Here is a 22,840-nt window from a genome sequence, read left to right as displayed (position 1 = left end):
TTCTATTTACATGCCCGACGGTCGGTCGTGTCGGCTTTCCCTTCCGCCTTTCCCTAACAGAGTGCAATACCACCACGATGGTCAGGTAAAGGAACAGGCCAGTTATGGAGCATAACCCAGGCGGAACGGACCATCGCCTGCAACGCCCCCTGCAACCCACACTTCAGCGACCATTCATTCACCGGCAGGCTACATGAAGAATACATGTGGGATGAAAGGGAATACGGGCAACTGAAGCAGGCCATCACCTGCCTGTCCCGGCATAAATGCACGGCCCCCGTCATACGCGCGCAGGCATTTGATATTTTCAGTTACCTCATGTCCAGCGCGTTGAGGAGCCACTGCAATCCCGATGACCTGTTCAGGATCACCAACATGGATACCGAACAGTTCCGGACACGACGCAACGAGCTGCAGACCCTGTTCGACAATTTCCGGGGAAACAGACAGTTCCGTCAGCCCTGAGACCACCCCACCTTACCACACCCGCCGGAAGGTCAGGTTGTAACGGCACGGACCCGTCACCGGGTGCTGGCCCGCCCGCAACGCGGCGATACCATGGAACACCAGCCGTGACAGGCCGCCCCACACCACGACATCCCCATGCAGCAGGGGAATGCGCCGGACCGGGTCCGTCCGCTGCAACCCGCCCCACTGGAACATGGCAGGCAGACCGAAGGAGACGGACACAACCGGCGCATCCGTCCGTTCATCATCATCCTGATGCAGCCCCATGCGCGCACCCGGGCGATATCCGTTGATCAGGCAGGTATCAGGCGCGAAACCATCATACCCTGCCAGCCGCGCGGCGTCGGTGGCCCATGCCCGCCATGCAGTCGGCAGGGCGGGCCAGGACTGACCCGTCATGGGATCATGAGTTTCATAACGGTGGCCACGCGCATCACTACACCAGCCAGCAGCCCCGCAGCAGGTCATGGCGACCGACATCATGCCGCCGCCCGCTGTCGTCATGCGTCGGAAAGGGGAAAGCCGTGCAATCCGCTTTATGCCCGCCAGCATATCCGTCGCCTGCATGGCCGCATGGCCACGCAGCACAGCGGCCCCCGTATCAAGCACCTCATGCTTCGGAACAGGAGAAAGCGGCAGGTCGAGCATGAATTCCCGCTGTGTCATGCCCTGCTCCCCCTCTGCCCTGCTACGGTTCAAAAACAAACCACTGATAAAAAAAGTTTCAGGAAATACCACTGAAAGAAAAAGGGGCACCCATGATGGATGCCCCTTCCCTATCGCGCCATGGGCGTCGGTCAAAAGCTGTTATCGTCGCCCGCGTCGAAACCGCCCCCATCAAATCCGCTGCCATCATCACCGCCACCGGCGTCAAAGCCGGGATCGGCGCTGGTGCCACCACCGGCGAACGGGTCGGCACCGCCGGTGCCAGCCGTGCTGTCACCGTAGTAGTTGTTGATCGTCTCACTACCTGGCTGCGGCATGCCACTGGCGAATCCGCCCGCGTCATGATGACCACTGAACAGGCCCGTCAGCGCGTTGCCCATCATCATGCCACCGGCGACGCCCGCCGCCGTGGTCAGGGCCGAACCAAGGAAGCCCGAACCACGCGCGGGGAACATGCCCGGCTGCATACCCGGCGGATAGACCGGCTGCGGCGGCGGAGCGGAGGGTGCTGCACCTCCCCACCCCGGCGGGGGGGCGGCCTGCTGCGCGCGCTGCCCGCCACCGAACATGCCGCTGAGGAACCCGCCGCCCGATGATGGCTGGGACTGGGCCTGCTGCTGAAGCTGCTGGATCTGCTGCTGCGCCTGCTGCACCTGCCACTGAAGCTGGCGGATCTGGTTCTGCGCCTCCGCCAGGGCGGCTTCCTGCACCACGGCAGTCTGGGTGATGCGGTAGCGGGCTTCAGGATATTTCTGGAACATCTCCCCGATATACTGGTCGGCCTGCGGGTCGATTGGCGGAAGGGCGTTTGCCGTCTGGGGCACGCTGCCGGGGGCATTGCCCCCGACGCGGGCAAAAAACTGTGTGATCAGCTGGCGTTCCTGGTCATTCATCCTGTCTGTCCTGCCTTGGGCTGGGAATACCGTTTCCCTGCCGATGTGGGTCGTGCGCGTGCAATAAGCAAGGGCGGATCCTGCCATACAGGGTCGATCCGGGCTCAGGGCACGCCCTACCTTCCGGTCGGGGCCGCATAACGGTATGCTGTCCGGCGATTTTGCGCCAGATGGTGCATACCTGTCCCCGTTTTGCGGAGCATCTTGTTCATGGACCCGGCCCCTGTGCCCCGATCACCCTCATCTTCCCGCCCGCTGTCGTTTCAGGGGCTGATCCTGAAACTGCACCAGTTCTGGTCCGATCAGGGCTGCGCCATTCTCCAGCCCTACGACACCGAAGTGGGCGCGGGCACCCTGTCGCCGCACACCACGCTGCGCGCGCTTGGCCCGAAACCGTGGAAGGCGGCCTATGTCCAGCCCTGCCGCCGCCCGTCCGATGGCCGCTATGGCGAAAACCCGAATCGGCTGCAGCACTATTACCAGTATCAGGTACTGCTCAAGCCTACGCCGGAAGACAGCCAGAAGCTGCTGCTGGACAGCTATCGCGCCATCGGCATCGACCCGCTGGAACACGATATCCGCTTTGTCGAGGATGACTGGGAAAACCCCACCATCGGCGCATGGGGACTGGGCTGGGAAGTCTGGTGCGACGGGATGGAGGTGACGCAGTTCACCTATTTCCAGCAGGTTGGCGGCATTCCCACCGTCATGCCTTCGACCGAACTGACCTACGGGCTGGAACGGCTGGCGATGTACGTGCAGGGAATCGAGAATGTCTATGACCTCGATTTCAACGGGCAGGGTCTGAAATACGGCGATGTGTTCCTGCGCGCGGAACAGGATTATTCCCGCCACAACTTCGAGGCGGCGGATGTGGAGATGCTGCACCGTCACTTCATCGACGCCGAGCGCGAATCCAATGCCCTGGCCGAAGCGGGGCTGGCCCAGCCCGCCTATGACCAGTGCCTGAAGGCCAGTCACCTGTTCAACCTGCTCGATGCACGCGGCGTGATCAGCGTCAGCGAACGGGCATCCTATATCGGCCGCGTACGCGCGCTGGCCAAACGCTGCTGCGAAGCGTGGCTGGCGGGCGAGGAATAAGAGATCATGCCCGAACTTCTTATCGAACTCTTTTCCGAGGAAATCCCCGCCCGCATGCAGGCGCGCGCGGCAGCCGACCTCGAACGCCTGGTGTGTGAGGCGCTCAGTCCCCTCAACCCGCGCAATACTACGGCATTTGCCGGCCCGCGCCGTATCGCACTGTCGCTGACGGTGGATGCAACGGTGCCCGGCGGCACGGTGAATGAACGCGGCCCGCGTGAAAGTGCCCCGGAAAAGGCACTGGCAGGCTTCATGCGCAAGCATGGGGTGGACCGTGACGCGCTGGTGGCGGAAAATGGCTTCTGGGTACTGCATCGTGAGATCGCTCCCATCCCGGCGGTCCAGCAGGTGGCCAACGTCCTGCCCGGCCTGCTGCGCCGTTTCCCGTGGCCCAAATCCATGCGCTGGGGTGTTGGCAGCGCCTTTACATGGGTGCGCCCGCTACGCCGGATCGTATGCATCCTTGATGGTGCGGTCGTGGACTTCGCGCTGGCGGAAGGCGAGGATAACGGCCATGGCCTGAAGGCTGGCAACCTGACCGAAGGCCACCGTTTCACCGCGCCCGGCGCGTTTGCCGTCAGCAGCACGAAAGAATGGCTGGATGGCCTGCGCGCCCATCAGGTCGAGCCCGACGCCGCCGCACGGCGCACCATCATTGCCGAAGGTGTGGCACGCCTTGCGGCCGAGGAAGGGCTGAGCGTCGTGACCGATCCCGGCCTGATTGACGAAGTCGCGGGCCTGACCGAATGGCCGGTGCCATTTCTGGGCCAGATCGACGACGAATTCATGACCCTGCCACCCGAAGTAATGCAGGTTTCCATGCGCGTGAACCAGCGCTACTTCGCGCTGCGCAATACCGATGGCTCTGCGGCGCCCCGTTTTGCCTTCGTCGCCAACCTGCTGCCCCGTGATGGCGGTGCGCTGACCATCGCGGGCAATGAACGCGTGCTGCGCGCGCGTTTTGCCGATGCACGGCATTTCTGGGATCTTGACCGCGCCCACACGCTGGAAAGTCGCGTGCCCGCGCTGGACAGGATCGTGTTCCATGCATCGCTTGGCAGTCAGGGTGCGCGCGTGCAGCGCATTGTTCGCCTTGCCGGGCTACTGGCCCCGCTGACAGGTGCCGACACGGCACAGGCCGAACGCGCGGCACTGCTGTGCAAAGCGGACCTGACCACCGGCATGGTAGGGGAATTCCCGGAACTGCAGGGTATCATGGGGGGCTATTACGCCCGTCATGATGGGGAAGCGGATGCGGTAGCCGATGCCATTGGCGCGCATTACATGCCCCGTGGCCCGCAGGACGACGTGCCCCATGCCCCGGTTTCGGTCACGGTCGCTCTGGCGGACAAGATCGACATGCTGGCCGCCTTCTTTGCCGTGGGTGAAAAGCCGGGTGGGTCGGGCGACCCTTACGCCCTGCGTCGCGCGGCGCTGGGGGTAATCCGCATCATCCGTGAAAACGGGCTGCGGCTGGATCTGGCCAAGGTATTCTGGGAAGCGGCACAGGGCCTGCCCGAAGCCCTGCGCCTTGCACCCGATCTGGACGTTCTGCCAGAATTCGTGGCTGACCGCCTGCGCGTGCAGCTGCGTGGCGAAGGCGCGCGGCATGACATCCTTGCTGCCGTATCGGCTGGCAACACGGATACGGACATCGTGCGCCTGCTGGCGCGTGCAAAAGCCATTGCCGACATGCTGGAGACCGAGGACGGGCGCAACATGCTGGCGGCGACCAAGCGCGCGGCCAATATCCTGCGCATCGAGGACCGCAAGGACGGCCCGCATGAGGGCACGCCCAACCCGGCGCTGTACACCCAGACCGAGGAAAAGGCGCTGGCCGAGCAGTTGCAGAAAACCATACCGGCCGTCGAGCAGGCCATCGCACAGGAACGCTACGAAGATGCGATGCGTGACGTGGCGGCCCTGCGCCCGGCCCTTGACCAGTTCTTTGACAAGGTCACTGTGAACGACACCGATCCCGCCGTGCGCGCCAACCGCCTGCGCCTGCTATCGGAACTGTGCCGCATGACGGTGCTGATCGCCGATTTCAGCCAGATTGAAGGCTGATACCAACTGATAAAAATAAAGTAGTAAAAGTTTTTGGGTGCCGCCTTTTTTCAAAAAGGCGGCATTCTTTTTAAGCTTTTTGCAAAAAGCTTAACCAAAAACTTCTTTCCTTACGCCAGATACACCAGCCGCGCGGGTCGCGTGCCATGCAGCACGACCACCGCATTCTGCCGGAACAGACGCGCAAGCCGCAGCCCGCGCGCCAGCGGCACCCGCACCGCGTAAAGCGGTTCGGACCATCGACCTGACCGCCCTTCGCCCAATGCATGGGGCACGCCACGCAGATGGCGGGCCAGTTCGCGCATCATCCGCCGGTTCCAGCCATCCGCACGCAGTCGCCCACCGGGATTACATGCGCTCAGCAGCACGATGTCACCTTTCGGTGCCCTGCCCCGCCAGCGGGGCGGCTGGTCAATACGGATAACCGGCAGGCCATGCGCATGGTACGTACTCAGCCGATAGGCACGGTGAACAGCGGCCGTAGGCGGGACAATGCCCGTCATCAGTCCCTGTTCTCCACCGTTTCGCCAAATGTATCGTTGCGATGCACCCATGCGGACATGAGCAGCCCGAAACCGAACATGACCATCAGCATGGCCGAACCGCCATAGGAAATCAGCGGCAGCGGCACGCCCCCCACGGGGATCGCACCCATCACCATGGACAGGTTGACCGCGCAGTACAAGAAGAAATTGACTGAAATGCCCAGCCCCAGCAGTCGCCCGAACTGGTTGCGGCTGCGCATGGCGATCAGCATGCCGCCAAAAACCAGCAGCAGCAGCATGCCGATAACGGTAATGCCACCGACATAACCCCATTCCTCGGCAATCATGGTGAAGATGAAGTCGGTCTGCTTTTCAGGCAGGAAATTCAGCTGCCCCTGCGTGCCATGCAGGTAGCCCTGCCCCCACATGCCTCCCGACCCCAGCGCGATCTTGGACTGGATGATGTTGTAGCCCGCCCCCAGCGGGTCACTTTCGGGATGCAGGAAGGTCGTGACACGCGCCTTCTGGTAATCATGCAGGTGGCCATAGGCAATCTTGGCCAGAAACGGCATGGGCAGGATAAGCAGCGCGATCTGCCACAGCCGCATACCTGCGGCAAAGAACATGCTGGCCCCCACCGTGCCAATGATGACGGCGGTGCCAAGGTTTGGCTCCTTGAGCACAAGGGCGACCGGCACAAGCACCATAAGGGCGGGCGGCAGCAGAAACAGCGGATTGCCCATGCGGCGGTAACTGATCTTGTGAAACCATGCCGCCAGCATGAGGACGAGGGCGATCTTGGCCAGTTCCGATGGCTGCACCTGCAGCCCCCCCAGCATGAGCCACCGCTCCGCCCCCTTGCCTACATGCCCCATGCGCAGCACGGCAACGAGCAGGATGAGCGAGAAGATATAAAGCGGCCACGCCATGCGTACCAGTATGCCGGGACTCATCAATGAAATGCCCAGCATCATGACCACGCCAAAGCAGAAGCGGATGGATTGCGGCCCCGCGAACGGACGCGACGTGCCACCGCCCGCGGAATACAGCGCCCCATACCCCACAACCGCCAGTGCGCAGATCAGCAGCACATACAGCCAGTTGACCTGCCACAGCTTGGTCAGGATCTGGAAATTGGGTTCGGCGCGCAGCAGGCGCTTCTGGAATTTCATTCCATTCTCCACAACAGGCACGGCAATGGCATGGCCCCAAGCGGGGTTACCGGCGGGTGGGTCAGTCCACCTCGGCCTGCGCCACTTCCTGCCCCGGCGGTTCACGGTGGTTGACCGGATCACGACGCAGGGTATCGGTCATGATATCACGCGCAAGGGGGGCGGCGACATCTGCACCCGCATTGCCATGCTCGATCACCACCGCCGTGGCGTAGCGCGGTGCGTCATACGGGGCATAGCAGATGAACAGCGCATGCGGGCGATATTCCCATGGCAGGTTGGCGGAATTGAAGTGCCCGCTTTCGCGCATCGCGCGCGAGACGCGACGCACCTGCGCCGACCCGGTCTTGCCCGCCATCTGTACGCCCGGAATGTCCAGCCGGGCCTTGGGGGCCGTGCCGCCTTCCTCATTCACCACGGCGAACATGCCCGCACGGATGTCCTGAAAGAAGTGGTCAGGCATGTCCATGCCCGACGCATGGCCAAGATCGGTCAGCGCCGCCGTGCGCCCCGCGATGGAACGGATCAGGTGCGGCTGCACTTCACGCCCAGTGGCGATGCGTGAGGCATAGGTCGCCAGTTGCAGCGGCGTGACCTGCACGAATCCCTGCCCGATGCCACTGACAATGGTATCACCGCCATTCCAGTGGTGCCCGTGCCTGCGCCGCCACGTCGGCGTTGGGATCAGGCCCTGGCGCACATGGGGCAGTTCGATTTCGGGCAGCTTCGCCCCCAGCCCGAACAGTTCGGACGTGGCCGCGATCGCGTCCATGCCGGTGCGGCGCGCGACTTCGTAAAAGAAGACGTCACAGGAATACTTGAGGCCCTGCCGCAGGTTGATCGACCCATGCCCATAGCGTGACCAGCAGTGGAAGCGCGTGCCGCCCACATCAATGTAGCCGGGGCAGGAAATCCGGTCGGATGGCGACAGCGTGCCCGCGCGCAGCGCCGCCATGGCCACGGCGGGCTTGAAGGTGGAACCGGGCGGGTACAGCCCCGATACCGCCTTGTTGATCAGCGGGGTCTGGCTGTTGTTGGTCCATTCGATCCACTGGGCCTGGCTTACGCCACTATCGAACAGCGAGGGGTCGAAGGACGGGTTGCTGACCATGGCCAGCACTTCGCCATTGCGGCAGTCCATCACCACCGCACTGGCTGACTGGTCGGCAATGCGGCCAAGCACCTGCTGCTGCAGGCCGCTGTCGATGGTCAGGGCGATCTCGTCACCTGCCAGTCCCTCGTCACGGTCCAGTTCGGCCATGACTCGGCCAACGGCGTTGACCTCCATCTCGACCGAGCCAACCTGCCCGCGCAGGTTGCCGTCCTGTGTCTGTTCGATCCCCGAACGGCCGACACGCATACCCGGCAGCGCCAGTTCGGCATTATGCACCACGTCCTTTTCCGCGGGCGGGGCAACATAACCCACCACATGCGCCAGCAGCGGGCCAAAGGGATAGACGCGCGTCGTGCCCACATCGATCAGCACGCCGGGCAGCGAGGGCATGTTCAGTTCCAGCCGCGCCATGTCATCCCATGACAGGAAATCACGCAGCATGATCGGGATGAACCGCCGCTTGTGCCGCAGTTCATGCTCGATACGCGTAAGGTCACGCGGTTCCAGCGGCACAAGCTGGCCAAAACGTTCCAGCGTCCCGGCAATGTCGGTGGTTTCTTCCGCCAGCAGAAGCGCGCGCCAGTTGATGCGGTTGGACGCGACCGAAATGCCGAAACGGTCCGTGATCCGCCCGCGTGGCGGCGCGAAGAAGCGTTTGCTCAGACGGTTGTTTTCCGCAAGCTTCGCATAATGGCTGCCGTTGAGAACCTGAAGCCCGTACAGGCGTTCCCCCAATGCCCCCAGCACCGCGCCCTGTGCCGCCATAAGCACAAGCGCACGACGGGTGAATACGCCACGGGAAGGGTTCTTGCCTTCCTCGGGACGGGACATGAGCCGGTTGCCGGATTTCTTCTTACGAAACTTCATTCATTTATCCGGCGCGAAGGCACGATCGCATCCGCTTCAGGAAGGGTCCGCGTTGTTGACGACAAAACGGTAGGTCCAGACAAACCCCGTATACAGGACAGGAAAACTGCCGAAGGCCAGGACTGTCTCGAAAACAAAGGGGAGAAACTCCACAATATGCAATGCCAGTGCGGAACACATTACCCATTGTAGCGCCGTAACGCCCACCATCACCACGCCAAACACAAACCAGAGTACAAAAAAATTGACCCGTGCCAGTGTGTAACGTCCCGACAGCGCGATCCCATGCACGATCAGCATCGTAAGCAGCATGACCCCCGCAGGTCCGAAGCTGAGGATATCCACCCATATGCCCAGCATGAACACGGCGATAGAGGGCATGAGCACCGGCACGAAAACCGACCACAGGAAAATCGCCGCCATGATGATGGCGGGCATCAGCTCCACCTGTCCCGGCAGGTTAAGCGGTGCGGACAGCACCAGCGCCACGAAAAACACGAACAGGCACGGCACGCTGCTGCGCATGCCATGATCGATGCGGTAACCCAGCCCTGAACGCGGGTGGATACCGGGCCGGATGGGGGGCGGCGTGAAGTTTTTCATCCATGCAGCCCCTGATCGGGACGGGACTGGAACTGTGATGGCAGGGACATGGTCCGCCCGACATTGGGCAGTGGCACGCGGCCCGGGGCATCGGGCGGGGACACGGTATCCTCATAATCGAATATGCGCAGGATATCGATATGATCCAGCGCCGCCGCCGGTACCACCACCGGCTGCCCCGGCCGCACGTAATGCACATGCCCCACCGGCAGGCCCGCCGGCAGGCTTTCGATTTCCCCGTTGGTCACGACACGTTCCCCTTCGATCGGGACGTTATCCTGCGGATAGAAGATGATGCGCGGCAGGGCGGTATTGTCCCCCGCCATGATCGCCGCCGCATGGCTGGATTCCAGCGTGACCGGCAGGCGACTGGACGAATCGGTAATCAGCAGCACGCGGACCGAACGCTTGCCGACTTCGGTCACCCGGCCCACCAGCCCCGATCCATCCAGCGCGATCCCCCCCTTGCGGACCGCCGTGTCGGGATTGATCGCCAGCAGGACAGCGCGGGCGTACAGCCCACTGGTGTCACGTACCACACGCCCGGTGACAAAGGCGGGCGCGTTATCGGGAATCCAGTGCAGGTTTGATTTCAGCGCGGCATTTTCATCCGCCAGCGCTGCCGCCACGTCATACCAGTGGCGCAGCGACACGTTTTCGGCGCGCAGGCGGATATTCTCGGCCTCAAGGTTGCGGATATCCTGCAGATTGCCTGACAGCCAGCGCAGCTTCGCCTGCGGCCACGCCACCAGCCCGTAGGCCGGGGCCAGCAGGTCAGCGGTCTGCATGCGCAGTTTCTCAATCAGTGGACGGTCCGCCTTGCCCAGCAGGATCACGCCACAGGCCACAAGAATGAGCGCGGGCAGCACCAGCTTGCCAAGCGCCTGACGGAACTGGATGGAAACAGGCATCACCTTACCCTTCCACGCGCAACGGTTACGTCACGCCTGCCGGGCCGTCCAATACTGCCTGGTCGCCGGACCTGCATCGTCCTGCGTCTCCCCCATCCGCACGCTGCCCTCCCTACGCAGCAGGCAGCGCACCTGTCCCGTTCGTCAGTACATACTTGTCAGTACGTTGCGCAGGCGCTTCATTTCCTCAAGCGCGCGGCCGGTGCCCATCGCCACACAGGACAGCGCGTCCTCACCCACCGTAACCGGCAGGCCGGTTTCACGCCGCAGCACTTCATCCAGACGGTAAAGCAGCGCCCCGCCACCGGTCAGGACAATACCCTTGTCCACAATATCGGCTGCCAGTTCCGGGGGCGTATTTTCCAGCGCGGTGGTCACCGCATCCAGAATCTGGCTGACCGGCTCTGCCAGGCTGTCGGCAATCTGCGCCTGCGACACCACGACTTCACGCGGGACACCGTTGATCAGGTCACGTCCCTTGACCTCACGCCACGGACCCGGGTCATCCGGGTCATCCGGCGGCATGGCGGAGCCGAGGTGGATCTTGATCTGCTCGGCCGAGCTTTCACCGATCAGCAGGTTGTGGTTGCGGCGGATGTAGGAAATGATCGCCTCATCCATCTTGTCGCCACCCACCCGCACGGACCGGGCGTACACGATGCCACCAAGCGAGATCACGGCTACTTCCGTCGTGCCACCGCCGATATCGACGATCATGCTGCCCGAAGGCTCGGTCACCGGCAGGCCCGCACCTATGGCGGCGGCCATGGGTTCCTCGATCAGGAAAACCTTGCGCGCGCCAGCACTTTCAGCACTTTCCTGAATGGCGCGACGTTCCACCGCGGTCGAGCCTGATGGCACACAGACGATGATGAGCGGGCTGGCAAACATGCGGCGGTTATGCACCTTGCGGATGAAATGCTTGATCATTTCTTCCGCAACTTCAAAATCCGCAATCACGCCATCACGCAGGGGGCGGATGGCCGTGATGTTGCCGGGGGTACGGCCAACCATCTGCTTGGCTTCCTCACCGACCGCAAGAACCTGCTTCTTGCCCCGTACCTCTGCCAGCGCGACGACCGACGGTTCATTCAGGACGATACCACGTCCCTTGACGTAAACCAGCGTATTCGCCGTGCCGAGGTCGATCGCCATGTCAGCGGAAAGCAGACCCAGTACACGAGCAAACATCCAGAACTCCCGACATCAACACCAGACAGGACTGTCCCACATCCCGACCGGCAGTGCATGCCCTGATGACATGCCTTGCGTACTGTCGAAAACCGTCTGGATCAGCTTGAGGGATTACCGGCGCAGACAGGGAGGGGCAAGGGGCCAGACAATTTTAATTTGTTAAAATCTTCACACTTTTGGCGATTGTTACAAAATGCCCCGCTTTCGTCATGGCCAAACCATCTATGCCATACCATTTTGTAGCGACAGGCGGCTGGGGTGTCATCGTGCCACCCATGTCCGCAATACCGGAAAAGACATACATGAAAACGACATTTCCCCGCATGACCTTCCGCCCGACGGTACTCCTTGCCGCGGGGCTGTGCCTTGGTCTTGGCGCGTGCGAGGACACCCGTGACCCCGGCCAGCGCGCCATTGGCGGCGGCCTGCTGGGGGCTGGGGGCGGTGCACTGATTGGCGGCCTGGCCGGTGGCGGACGGGGGGCGGCCATTGGCGCACTTGCCGGTGGCGCAGGCGGGGCGGCGATCGGGGCGGCGACGACGCCGCCACGCCGCCCCCGTGCCGAAGCCCCGTCCACCATATGCCCTGACGGACGCGTACTGCCGCCGGGCTATTCACCCCAGTCCTGCCCGCAGCGCGCCGCCTACCCCGCACAGCAGGGTGGATATGGCTATGCCCAGCCCGGCTATCCCCAGCAAGGCGGGTATTACGGCCAGCAGCAGGGTGGCTATTATGGCCAGTCTGGCGGATACGGTCAGGAAGGCTACCCGCAGCAGGGCGTCTACCCGCAGGAAGGTGCCTATCCCGAAGGATACGGCGGGTACTGAACGCCCCCACCTGCCCCGACAGCAAAACACCCCGCCACGGACCATTCCGTGACGGGGTGTTTTTTCATCAATGCGGCGGGATTACCCGCGCCCGCGGAGATCAGGCATCCAGGGCCGCGGGTTCGGCACGGTCACGCTTGACCAGCAGCTTGTTCAGCGCATGGACATAGGCCCGCACGGCGGACACCAGCGTATCGGCATCCGCACCCTGACCATCCACCAGCTTGCCACCTTCTTCCAGCCGGACCGAGGTCCGGGCCTGCGCATCGCTGCCTTCGGTCACGGCACCAACGGAATAAAGCTGCAGCGTGGCGTCATGGGTGACGATGGCGCGGATGGCATTGAACGCGGCGTCAACCGGCCCCTGCCCTTCGGCACGACCTTCCTCACGCTTCCCGTCGACCTCCAGCACCAGATCGGCGGTGGCGGGGCGGCGGGAACCGGCGGTCACATCCAGCGAAACGAAGCGGATGCGGGCGTGATCGCGCACTTCATCATCAACCAGGGCCACCAGATCCTCGTCGTAGATGACCTTCTTGCGGTCAGCCAGATCCTTGAAGCGTGAGAACGCTTCGTTGAACTGCGCTTCTTCCAGGTTGTCGTAGCCCATCGCCTTCAGCTTGTCGCGGAAGGCAGCGCGCCCCGAATGCTTGCCCAGCACCAGCGATGACCGGGTCCAGCCCACGCTTTCAGGCGTCATGATTTCATAGGTGGCGGCGTTTTTCAGGATACCGTCCTGATGGATGCCACTTTCATGCGCGAACGCGTTGCGGCCCACGATGGCCTTGTTGGGCTGCACGTCAAAGCCGGTAATGGTGGCCAGCATGCGCGAGGTGCGCAGCAGGCGTTCGGTATGGATGCCGGTGGTGAACGGCAGCACGTCATGGCGCGTGCGCAGCACCATGATGATTTCCTCCAGCGCCGCATTGCCCGCGCGTTCGCCAATGCCGTTGATGGTGCATTCCACCTGCCGCGCGCCCGCCTTCAGCGCCGCGACCGTGTTGGCCACACCCAGCCCCAGATCATTGTGGTTGTGGGTGGAGAAAATGACGCCATCCGCACCCGGCACGCGGGCGCGCAGGTCGGCAAAGATGCGGGCCATGTCCTCGGGCGTGGAATAACCCACGGTATCGGGGATATTGATGGTGGTCGCACCCGCGCGGATGGCGGTTTCCACACAGCGGCACAGGAAATCGGGATCGGTCCGCGAACCGTCTTCCGCCGACCACTCCACGTCATCGGTAAACTGGCGGGCAGCCCGGTTACCGGCCTCGATCACCTCCAGAACCGTTTCGGGCTCCATGCGCAGCTTGTATTTCATGTGCAGCGGCGAGGTGGAGATGAAGTTGTGGATACGCCCGCGCTTCGCCGGCCTGATCGCCTCACCTGCACTGGCGATGTCGTTCTTGCCCCCGCTGCGCGCCAGTGCGCACACGACGGTGTTCTTCACCTTCTGCGCGATCTGGTGGACGCTGTCGAAATCTCCCCTGGACGCCACGGGAAAACCCGCCTCCATCACGTCCACGCCCAGTTCCTCCAGCGCTTCGGCCATGCGCAGCTTTTCCGCGAGGTTCATGGAAAAACCGGGCGACTGTTCCCCATCACGCAGGGTGGTGTCGAAAATGATGACGCGGTTGGGGTCGATACGGCCAAAGGAAGGATGGTCGATGCTCATGGTAATAACCTCGGACTTGGTCCTGTTGTGTGACGGGAGGCGGCACGGCTGTCACGTGCCCCTGTCATATTCGTGTTCGCAAACCGGCGTGAGACGGCCTGATCAATCCCCTGGGCGCGCCGGCACGCAGCCGGCCCTGATCGCTCAGGGGCGGATAAGTCGAAGACGAAGAAGCCCGGCACCGGCACATGCGCGCGTGGACAGGTGCGCATGTGCGCCCGTTCCAGCCCCAGCAATGTGCGCTATCGTTACCATGGCGCGCACAATACAGGCCCAAACCCTGATTGCAACCGTAAAAGCACGCCCGCACCATCACGCGGATGGACGGACGGACCGCCATGCGCCATTTCAGCCCGTGGCATGGGTCACCATGCTGTCGGTCGCGAAATAGCGGTCGATCGCCTGCACCATCGCCCCCGCCACCACCATGCGGTGGGCCGCCTGCCGCAGGGCTGCCTCGTCCATATGGTTGGACATGAACCCCATCTCCACCAGCACGGAAGGGATATCGGCCGATTTCAGCACCACGAACGAGGCATGCCGCGACGGGTGCTGCAACAGCCCGATGCGCGGACGGAAGGATGTGACGATACTGCTGGCCATGTGGGCGGCGCCGTGGCGCGTTTCCTCGGTCACGAGGCTGGCGAGGATTTCCTGCACTTCGGGCGAATCCGCGTGCACCTGCGGGCCGCCATAGCGGTCGGCGCTGTTTTCCGTCTGCGCCAGCATGGCGGTCTGCCGGTCCGACGCCTTTGACGACAGGGTATAGACACTGGCCCCGCGCACGGCGCGGTTGGTCAGGGCATCGGCATGCATGGATATGAACAGCGACGCCTTGTGGGTATGGGCGATGTCCACCCTGCCTTCCAGCGGGATGAAGCGGTCATCCGCGCGGGTCATCGCAACACGGTAGCGCCCGCTGGCTTCCAGCTGGCGCTGCAGTTCGCTGGCCGCTGCTTCCGCCACATGCTTTTCATATGTCCCGGAAACGCCGATCGCGCCGGGGTCCTTGCCGCCATGGCCGGGGTCCAGCATGACCAGTGGCTTCGGCGGGGCGGCCCGGCCGACAATGGCGGGAGCATGCAGCGGCGCATGCGCCACGTGGGCGGCATGATGTGTGGCCCCGGCATGGACCGGGACATGCGCCACAACCCGCGCCAGTGCCGTCGTGGGCGCAAGCCCCGCCAGCCCGCCCACCAGCATGCGCCGCGTCAGATCGGGCACGCCTGCACCATCGTGCCGTGACATTGACTGCAGGGCATCATTTCCATCCGGCCGGCCTTTGGGCATGCATCTTGTTCCGGTCAAAACAGTTACGGGTCTGTCCGCTTTCCTTATCACCGTACGGGCTGGCAGTCAGCGGGATAAACGCAAGGCCCCTTGCAGGAATGGATTCATTGCGCCATGCTGCCCAGCCGTGATGGACCACGCCAAGTCCGGCTGCCTTGCGGGCATGTCCGAAACGGCCCGATGCCAGCTGGCATGACTTTCTCCATCCGGCATGCATCATGCATGCGCGGCATACGCTTACCGGCCTTTCATACCGGCCACGCCACGGCGTGGGGGCAGATGCCACGCACGACCTGACGCTGCCGCGCCGGTGTTCCCCATCGACAGGAAACCGGATGGCATACCAGTCGATACGGAAGGTCCCGCCCCGGCAATCAGGCCGGGCCGCGCCCTCCCCAGCCATGACCGAGGATGGATTGAACACCACGCGGGTTTCCGCCGCACATGCGATGACACCATGCCCCGCCGCGGGCGGCACGAATACGCCGCATCCGCAGGGCAGACATGGCCTGTCCGCCCGCGCGCCGCGCGGTGGTGTTCCGTCCGGGTCCGGTCGCCTGTTTTTTTATGTTTCTGTCCGTTCCCCCTGCCTCCCCCTGCCGCCACGGATCGCGCGCGCAGCCCGGATGCCGGAACGTGACATACCGGAGTGCGCCTATTTATGAGCAAACGCATGCTGATCGACACGACCCACGCGGAAGAAACCCGCGTGGTCGTGATGGATGGTAACCACCTGGAAGATTACGATGTTGAAGCTGCATCCAAGAAGCAGCTCAAGGGCAACATCTATCTGGCCAAGGTTATCCGCGTGGAACCCAGCCTGCAGGCTGCGTTCGTGGATTACGGCGGCAACCGCCACGGGTTCCTCGCCTTTAGCGAAATCCACCCCGACTATTACCAGATACCCGTAGCCGACCGCGAAAAGCTGCTGGCGCTGCAGGAAGAGGAACGCCGCGCGGAAGAAGAACGCCGCGCGCGTGATGACGAGGAAGAAGACGCCCCCCGCGCCGAGGACGAGGCCGACGCCCCGACCGGCGAGGAAGGCGACGAGCCCGAAACCGTGGGCGGTGAAAACGACACCGGCGACGAAGCACAGGCCCAGCGCCGCATCGCGCGCTTCCTGCGCAACTACAAGATCCAGGAAGTCATCCGCCGCCGCCAGATCCTGCTGGTGCAGGTGGTCAAGGAAGAACGCGGCAACAAGGGTGCCGCGCTGACCACATACGTATCGCTGGCGGGCCGTTACTGCGTGCTGATGCCCAACTCGCTGCGTGGCGGGGGCGTATCACGCAAGATCACGTCGGTTACCGACCGCCGTCGCCTGCGTGACATCATTACCGAACTGCAGATCCCGCGCGGCATGGCCATGATCGTGCGCACCGCCGGCGCCCAGCGCCCGCGCGCCGAAATCATGCGCGACTGCGAATACCTGCTGCGCCTGTGGGACGACATCCGCCAGCACACGCTGGAATCGGTCGCACCCGCGCTGATCTATGAAGAAGCCAGCCTGATCAAGCGCGCCATCCGCGACATCTATACGCGCGAAGTGGGCGAAATCCTGATCGATGGCGAGCCGGGCTGGAAGTCCGCGCGTGAGTTCATGCGCATGCTCATGCCCCAGAACGCGCAGAAGGTGCGGCTGTGGCAGGACCATGAACAGACCCTGTTCTCCCATTACAAGGTGGAGGGACTGCTGGATTCCATGCTTTCGCCGTCCGTACAGCTGAAGTCAGGTGGCTATCTGGTCATCAACCAGACCGAGGCGCTGGTTGCGATCGACGTGAACTCGGGCCGCGCCACGCGTGAGCGCAATATCGAGGAAACTGCGCTGCGCACCAACCTCGAAGCCGCCGAGGAAGTCGCCCGCCAGTTGCGCCTGCGCGATCTGGCCGGCCTGATCGTCATCGACTTCATCGACATGGAAAGCCGCAAGCACAACGGCATGGTCGAGCGGAAGCTGAAGGACGCGCTGCGCACCGACCGCGCGCGCATCCAGGTGGGCCAGATCTCGCATTTCGGCCTGCTGGAAATGTCGCGCCAGCGCCTTCGTCCCTCCATTGCCGAATCCGCCTTCATGCCCTGCCCGCACTGTCAGGGCACCGGCATCGTGCGCGGGATCGAAAGCTCGGCGCTGCATGTGCTGCGCGCGATCGAGGAAGAGGGCATGCAGCGCAAGGCCGCGGAAATTTCCGTGGGCGTCGCACCGGAAATCGCCTTCTACATCCTCAACCACAAGCGCAGCTGGCTGTCAGAAATCGAAACCCGGCACAAGATGCAGGTTGCCTTCGCACCCGACGCTGCCCTGCAGCCGCAGGAATGCAAGATCGAGCGCGTGCGCCAGCAGACGGCCCGCTTTGACGCGCCCGTAGTCGAACAGGCCCCGGCTGAAACCAGTCATGTGCGTGAAATCCAGATCCAGGCCGAACCGCCCGTGACCGACGCCGCCCCCGAGGCCCCGACCAGCACGGAAGAGGACGAGGATATCGCGTCAGGCACCGACCATCGTCGCCGTCGTCGCCGCCGTCGCCGCCGTCGCCGTCGTGGCAATGGCACCGCAGCGCAGGGCACCCAGACACAGGCAACCGAGGATACGGCACAGGAAGCACCCGCTCCGGTCGCAGCCTCCACACCCGCGCCTGAACCCGCACCGCGTGAAGCCTATCGTGGTCCTACCCCGGCCGATCCGTATGGCGATGCGATCATCGACATCTTTGACGTGATCGAACAGACGACCGCACCCAGCGAAGTGGTTGTGGAAGCCGATCCGGTCGTGGTCGAAGTGGAAGAAGCCGCTCCGGTGGCCGAGGAAGAAAGCGCCAAGCCGCGCCGTACGCGTCGCCGCACGCGCCGTCGCGCCACCCCGGTGGAAAACGAGGCGGCACCGGCAGCACAGGAAGCCGAGGCCACACCCGCCCCGGTCGCCGAGGCAGCAACCCCTGTCGTGGAACCCGAAGCCGCCCCCGCACCTGCGGAACCGGCAGCGGAAGAAGCGCCCAAGCCACGCCGCCGCCGTGCTGGCACGACCACCACGCGCCGTACCAGCACACGCCGCAAGGCCGCTGATACGGCCGTAGAGGCTGAAACCCCGGTAACGGAAGCCGAAGCGAAACCGGCAGAAGAGCCGGCAACCGAGGAAGCCGCCCCCGCCAAGCCCGCGCGCAAGCGTGCGGCCAGCCGCAGCACGGGCACGACGGCCACCACGCGCCGCCGCACCACCCGCACGGCGGCAAAGGCTGCGGACAAGGCCGAGGAACCGGCGGTGGAAACACCCGCCACGACCGAAGCCGAAGCTACGGTTACGGAAGAAGCCCCCAAGCGTCGTCGCACCACGCGCCGCAAGAAGGCTGAACCCGCGACGGAAGCGGCCCCTGTGGAAACCGTAACCGAAACGGCGGAAACCGCACCGGAAAAGGCTGCAAAGCCGGCCCCGAAAAAACGGACCACAACCCGCAAGACGGTCACGACCACGACGGCGACGGCGACCCGTCGGCGCCGCAAGAAGGCCGATGAGGGAACCGAACCCACGGCGGATACCGCCCCCGCCCCGATCGACGTGGACGCCACCCCGACCACGCACCGTCGGACGGGATGGTGGAAGCGCTGAGCAGCCTCAGCCCGCCAAAAACAGAAAACCCTGCCTTCGCAAGAAGGCAGGGTTTTTTATTGGCCCGGCATCCCTGCCGGAAACCGGTCCATCGCTTCATACACACGACAGGCAGCAGGCTTTGGCTTGGCCTGATAAGGCTTTTTCAAAACAACATATTGATAAAAATAAAAGTTTCCGGGTATCGCCTTTCCCACAAAGGCAGCGTTCTTCGAAACTTCCTGAAAAAAGCTTCACCTAAAACTTTTATTATTTTTCACCATTTCCATCCGGCATCGCAGGGGCGGTTTCCCAGCCCGGGCCGATAATGGCGGCGCTACGGCGGCCCAGCCCGTCATTACGCAGGACGATCATGTTCTGCTCCTCCAGATAGGCCAGTTGCCGCCGGGCGCGACCCAGCGAATGGGTGCCATAGGTACGGGCAATCAGGCTGTCGGACGGGCAGGGCTCGCCATGCAGGGCGGCGCGGGCAATCAGCAGGAAAATACCCTGTACATCATCAGGCAGCACGCCTGCCATCTGTTCAGCCTGCCGCCACTGCCCGCTTTCCGCGGTCTGGGCGTCTACCCCGGCCTTGGCCACCGCCAGAAGGCGGCGGAAGCGCGGCATGTCCAGCGCGTCGCGTCCCATACCCTCGATCCGGCAGCGGACAAGGAAATCCTGATACAGCACATGCACGGGACGAAAACCCGCATCCTCGTCGCGCAGGATATCACTCAGGATCTCGATGAAGCGCAGCCTCTGGGCCGCCGCGTCCACAGGTGGGACATCCGGTTCTTCTTCCACTGTGTCCACGGTCGCGGTTTCGGCGTGGGCGGCAAGCTGCGACAGGATATCGGGTGGCGGACTGAAGCTGCGCGGGGGGCGGGCGGGGATTTCGCGTTCAGGCACGGGGGTCAGGATCAGTTCACGGATCTCATCACCCGCAGGTACCGGCTCGAACGGCATGAGTGTGGGACCGGCCGAGCGGCTTTCGGTTTCCACCGGGCCGATCTTCACCGCCAGCGGTCTGCGCGATACGGCGGGGCCAAGGGCCACGAAATATCCCCGCTCCAGATCGCGGAAACTCTCGGCCTGCCGCCGTTCCATACCCAGCAGATCGGCAGCACGCATCATGTCGATATCGAGAAAGGTGCGGCCCATGAGGAAGTTCGAGGCTTCGGCCGCGACATTCTTCGCCAGCTTGGCCAGGCGCTGGGTCGCAATCACCCCGGCCAGTCCCCGCTTGCGCCCACGGCACATGAGGTTGGTCATGGCGCCCAGTGATGCCCGACGTGCCTCGTCCGATACCTCGCCCGCCGCCGCAGGCGCAAAAAGCTGGGCTTCATCCACCACGACCAGCACGGGGTACCAGTAATCGCGCGGCACCTCGAACATACCGCCGAGGAAGGCGGCGGCACGACGCATCTGCACCTCCGCGTCCACGCCTTCAAGGTTCAGCACGACGGAGGCCCGGTGCATGCGCATCCGCTCACCCGCCGCCTGCAGGGCGGCTTCGGTATGTTCGGCCGCATCAATGACCAGATGGCCGTAACGTTCGGCTATGCTGACAAAATCGCCTTCGGGGTCAATGATCGCCTGCTGCACCATACGCGCGGACTGTTCCAGCAGGCGGCGCAGCAGGTGCGACTTGCCCGACCCGGAATTGCCCTGCACCAGCAGGCGGGTAGACAGCAGTTCCGCCAGATCCATCGTCACGGGGGCATCCGTCGCCATGGCCCCGCGCCGTTCACCAATCGTGATTGCAACACTCATGGCGCTGACGGATACCGCCCGCGCTGCGAGTCACGCAACCATTCCCATGCGCCCTGCCCCGCCATGCGGCCGGTCGCAACACAGCCCTGCAACAGGTACCCGCCGGTAGGCGCCTCCCAGTCCAGCATTTCACCGGCGGCGAAAACGCCGGGCAGCGCGCGCAGCATGAAGTGATCATCCAGCGCGGACCACGCGATTCCCCCCGCCACCGAAATGGCATGGTCCAGTGCCGCCGGCGCACGCAGCACCACTGGCACGGCCTTGACCAGACGGGCAAGGGCTGCGGAATCACGCGGCGGTGGTCCTTCCTTCCCTTCACGCAGCAGGGCAACAGCCACGGGCGGCAATCGCAGCGCCTTGCGCAATGTGTTGGACAGACTTTCACGCGAGCGCACGCGGGCGATGCGGGTGGCGATTTCCGCCACATCCAGCGCAGGCCGCAGGTCGATATGGACCTGCGCATGGCCGTCACGGGCGATCCGGTCGCGAATCGCAGCCGACAGGGCATAGACCGCGCCGCCTTCAATCCCCGTGCCGGTCACCACGGCCTCACCCCGCACCGTGTCAGCGCCATCCAGCGTAAGCGCAATGCCCCGCAGCGGCGTGCCGGCAAAGCGGGCGGTGAACGGATCACTCCACCCGGTTACGAAGCCACAATTGGCAGGGGCAAAGGACGTGACATCAACACCCAGCCCCAGCAGACGTTCCCGCCATGCGCCATCCGATCCCAGCCGCGCCCAGCTTGCGCCACCCAACGCCAGTACCGTGGCGTTAACCCGCCACGACGCCGGACCACCGGGGCCTGATACAAGCAGCCTGCCATCCACGTCCCACCCATCCCAGCGGTGGCGCGTCAGCAGCCGCACGCCGCCTGCGGCAAGCCGCGCCAGCCATGCCCGCAACAGCGGCGATGCCTTCATGGCGCGGGGAAAGATACGTCCGCTGCTACCGGTAAAGCAGGGCTGGCCCAGTCCTTCGGCCCACCGCACCATGTCCTGCGGGGTAAAGGCCCGCAGGGCGCGTTCCATCATCGGGCGGGCATTACCGTAACGGGCGGCAAAAGCATCAGCCGGTTCGGAATGGGTCAGGTTGAGGCCGCCCCGCCCGGCCATGAGCAGCTTGCGCCCCATGGTAGGCATCTGTTCCACCACGCTGACGCCACACCCGTGAGCGGACAGGATTTCGGCTGCGGCAAGGCCTGCGGGGCCGCCGCCAATGACCGCCACATGTGGCCTGAAAACGAATTCGGTCATCAGATGATATAATCGATCGGCGGCAGCATCTGGTCCATGGTGAAGGCTGGCAGGCTGGAATGCCGCGTGCCCACGATACGGGCCGGATTACCCACCACGGTGGTATAGGCCGGCACGGATTCCAGCACGATGGAGCCAGCGCCAACCTTCGCCCCCTCGCCGATTTCGATATTGCCCAGGATCTTGGCCCCGGCCCCGATCAGCACGCCACGGCGCACCTTGGGGTGGCGGTCGCCCACGTTTTTGCCGGTACCGCCCAAGGTCACGCCCTGCAGCAGGGACACGTCATCTTCCAGAACCGAGGTCTCGCCTATGACGATACCCGTGCCGTGGTCCAGCAGGATACGCCGTCCCAGCCGTGCCGCGGGATGGATGTCGACGGCGAACAGTTCAGAACACCGGCTTTGCAGGTGCAGGGCAAGGTAGCTGCGGTTGTTGTGCCACAGCCAGTGCGCCACGCGGTAGCTCTGCACCGCGTGATACCCCTTGAAGAACAGAAAAGGGGTGACGTAATTGGCCGTGGCCGGGTCACGTTCACGAATGGCCACAAGGTCCGCCGCCGCCGCACTGACGATATCGGGGTCGGCATCAAATACCTCGCTCACCAGTTCGGCCAGTGCGTCATCCGCCACCGAACGGTCCCCCAGCTTGCGCCCGATCAGGGCGGCCAGCGCACAGCGGAAGGACGCATGGTTGCGGATGCCGGTAGCCAGCAGCCCCTTGACCAGCGGGTCATTGCACCCGCACGCGCCGTTCACGATTTCCTGCCACAGCGCAATGGGGTCCACATGCCCCAGTGTTGGCGGCATGACGGGGCGTGTGCGTGTATCCATGGGAATGCCAGCAGGCTGCTTTTCAGACATAAGCCATCCGTTCCGGCCCTTGGGCCTGTTAA

The 22,840-nt window shown here is 63.8% G+C and carries 19 protein-coding genes; 5 read left to right on the top strand and 14 right to left on the bottom strand.

The window, feature by feature from the left end:
- Nucleotides 1-204 precede the first annotated feature (204 nt).
- On the top strand, nt 205-465 hold the full coding sequence (locus tag ACE2AA_RS13995) for a hypothetical protein (RefSeq protein WP_395370194.1): 261 nt from the start codon (nt 205-207) through the stop codon (nt 463-465).
- Between the two features lie 12 nt (nt 466-477).
- Here ACE2AA_RS13995 and alkB read toward each other — a convergent pair whose 3' ends face one another.
- Both alkB and ACE2AA_RS13985 read right to left on the bottom strand, forming a co-directional pair.
- Nucleotides 478-1,134 carry a DNA oxidative demethylase AlkB gene (alkB, locus tag ACE2AA_RS13990; protein ID WP_141302210.1) on the bottom strand — a complete coding sequence of 219 codons (657 nt, stop codon included), beginning with the start codon at nt 1,132-1,134 and terminating at the stop codon, nt 478-480.
- Nucleotides 1,135-1,265: 131 nt separating this feature from the next.
- Nucleotides 1,266-2,027 (bottom strand): DUF2076 domain-containing protein, encoded by a 762-nt coding sequence (locus ACE2AA_RS13985; protein ID WP_395370192.1) that lies wholly within the window; start codon nt 2,025-2,027, stop codon nt 1,266-1,268.
- A 210-nt stretch (nt 2,028-2,237) separates the two neighbouring features.
- On the opposite strand from ACE2AA_RS13985, the gene ACE2AA_RS13980 reads away from it, so the two are divergent.
- Both ACE2AA_RS13980 and glyS read left to right on the top strand, forming a co-directional pair.
- Nucleotides 2,238-3,128 (top strand): glycine--tRNA ligase subunit alpha, encoded by an 891-nt coding sequence (locus ACE2AA_RS13980; protein WP_141302206.1) that lies wholly within the window; start codon nt 2,238-2,240, stop codon nt 3,126-3,128.
- A gap of 6 nt (nt 3,129-3,134) precedes the next feature.
- Nucleotides 3,135-5,195 carry a glycine--tRNA ligase subunit beta gene (glyS, locus tag ACE2AA_RS13975; RefSeq protein WP_395370191.1) on the top strand — a complete coding sequence of 687 codons (2,061 nt, stop codon included), beginning with the start codon at nt 3,135-3,137 and terminating at the stop codon, nt 5,193-5,195.
- 110 nt (nt 5,196-5,305) lie between these two features.
- On the opposite strand, the gene ACE2AA_RS13970 is transcribed toward glyS, so the two are convergent.
- The 6 genes from ACE2AA_RS13970 to ACE2AA_RS13945 all read right to left on the bottom strand — a co-directional run bounded on the left by ACE2AA_RS13970 (nt 5,306) and on the right by ACE2AA_RS13945 (nt 11,538).
- A complete protein-coding gene (locus tag ACE2AA_RS13970; protein ID WP_141262048.1) occupies nt 5,306-5,698 on the bottom strand; it encodes a DUF3293 domain-containing protein in 393 nt (130 codons plus the stop codon).
- Nucleotides 5,698-6,852, bottom strand: a complete 1,155-nt coding sequence (gene rodA / locus ACE2AA_RS13965) for a rod shape-determining protein RodA (protein WP_141262047.1) — start codon at nt 6,850-6,852, stop codon at nt 5,698-5,700. The genes ACE2AA_RS13970 and rodA overlap by 1 nt, the downstream gene beginning before the upstream one ends.
- A 61-nt stretch (nt 6,853-6,913) precedes the next feature.
- Entirely contained in the window at nt 6,914-8,833 is a 1,920-nt protein-coding gene (gene mrdA / locus ACE2AA_RS13960; RefSeq protein ID WP_141262046.1) for a penicillin-binding protein 2, read from the bottom strand.
- Between the two features lie 36 nt (nt 8,834-8,869).
- Nucleotides 8,870-9,436: a rod shape-determining protein gene (locus ACE2AA_RS13955; protein ID WP_395370188.1), complete on the bottom strand. Its 567-nt coding sequence runs from the start codon at nt 9,434-9,436 to the stop codon at nt 8,870-8,872.
- Nucleotides 9,433-10,347: a rod shape-determining protein MreC gene (gene mreC, locus ACE2AA_RS13950; protein ID WP_141262044.1), complete on the bottom strand. Its 915-nt coding sequence runs from the start codon at nt 10,345-10,347 to the stop codon at nt 9,433-9,435. Before mreC ends, ACE2AA_RS13955 begins: the two co-directional genes overlap by 4 nt.
- A 144-nt stretch (nt 10,348-10,491) precedes the next feature.
- A complete protein-coding gene (locus ACE2AA_RS13945) occupies nt 10,492-11,538 on the bottom strand; it encodes a rod shape-determining protein (protein ID WP_010515049.1) in 1,047 nt (348 codons plus the stop codon).
- A 305-nt stretch (nt 11,539-11,843) separates the two neighbouring features.
- On the opposite strand from ACE2AA_RS13945, the gene ACE2AA_RS13940 reads away from it, so the two are divergent.
- Nucleotides 11,844-12,368 (top strand): hypothetical protein, encoded by a 525-nt coding sequence (locus ACE2AA_RS13940; protein ID WP_141302200.1) that lies wholly within the window; start codon nt 11,844-11,846, stop codon nt 12,366-12,368.
- Between the two features lie 100 nt (nt 12,369-12,468).
- On the opposite strand, the gene ACE2AA_RS13935 is transcribed toward ACE2AA_RS13940, so the two are convergent.
- From ACE2AA_RS13935 to ACE2AA_RS13925, 3 genes are all read right to left on the bottom strand, one after another.
- Nucleotides 12,469-14,043 carry a 2-isopropylmalate synthase gene (locus ACE2AA_RS13935; RefSeq protein WP_395370186.1) on the bottom strand — a complete coding sequence of 525 codons (1,575 nt, stop codon included), beginning with the start codon at nt 14,041-14,043 and terminating at the stop codon, nt 12,469-12,471.
- A 348-nt stretch (nt 14,044-14,391) separates the two neighbouring features.
- On the bottom strand, nt 14,392-15,333 hold the full coding sequence (locus ACE2AA_RS13930; protein ID WP_395370185.1) for an N-acetylmuramoyl-L-alanine amidase: 942 nt from the start codon (nt 15,331-15,333) through the stop codon (nt 14,392-14,394).
- Entirely contained in the window at nt 15,305-15,811 is a 507-nt protein-coding gene (locus ACE2AA_RS13925; RefSeq protein WP_395370183.1) for a hypothetical protein, read from the bottom strand. The genes ACE2AA_RS13930 and ACE2AA_RS13925 overlap by 29 nt, the downstream gene beginning before the upstream one ends.
- A gap of 183 nt (nt 15,812-15,994) precedes the next feature.
- Here ACE2AA_RS13925 and ACE2AA_RS13920 point away from each other — a divergent pair, with 183 nt between their 5' ends.
- Nucleotides 15,995-18,937: a ribonuclease E/G gene (locus ACE2AA_RS13920; RefSeq protein ID WP_395370181.1), complete on the top strand. Its 2,943-nt coding sequence runs from the start codon at nt 15,995-15,997 to the stop codon at nt 18,935-18,937.
- Between the two features lie 249 nt (nt 18,938-19,186).
- Here ACE2AA_RS13920 and ACE2AA_RS13915 read toward each other — a convergent pair whose 3' ends face one another.
- Genes ACE2AA_RS13915 through cysE form a run of 3 tightly spaced genes read right to left on the bottom strand, consistent with a single transcriptional unit; the run spans nt 19,187 to nt 22,754 of the window.
- Nucleotides 19,187-20,692, bottom strand: a complete 1,506-nt coding sequence (locus tag ACE2AA_RS13915; RefSeq protein ID WP_395370180.1) for a helicase HerA domain-containing protein — start codon at nt 20,690-20,692, stop codon at nt 19,187-19,189.
- Nucleotides 20,689-21,945, bottom strand: coding sequence for a TIGR03862 family flavoprotein (locus tag ACE2AA_RS13910; protein WP_395370179.1), 1,257 nt, complete (start codon nt 21,943-21,945; stop codon nt 20,689-20,691). The genes ACE2AA_RS13915 and ACE2AA_RS13910 overlap by 4 nt, the downstream gene beginning before the upstream one ends.
- Nucleotides 21,945-22,754: a serine O-acetyltransferase gene (cysE, locus tag ACE2AA_RS13905; RefSeq protein WP_227002512.1), complete on the bottom strand. Its 810-nt coding sequence runs from the start codon at nt 22,752-22,754 to the stop codon at nt 21,945-21,947. The genes ACE2AA_RS13910 and cysE overlap by 1 nt, the downstream gene beginning before the upstream one ends.
- Nucleotides 22,755-22,840 lie beyond the last annotated feature (86 nt).

The organism is Komagataeibacter diospyri (genome assembly GCF_043995075.1).
GTDB lineage: Bacteria > Pseudomonadota > Alphaproteobacteria > Acetobacterales > Acetobacteraceae > Komagataeibacter > Komagataeibacter diospyri.
Note: the sequence above shows the minus strand (reverse complement) of the source record. Positions and strands in the feature narration are given on the sequence as shown.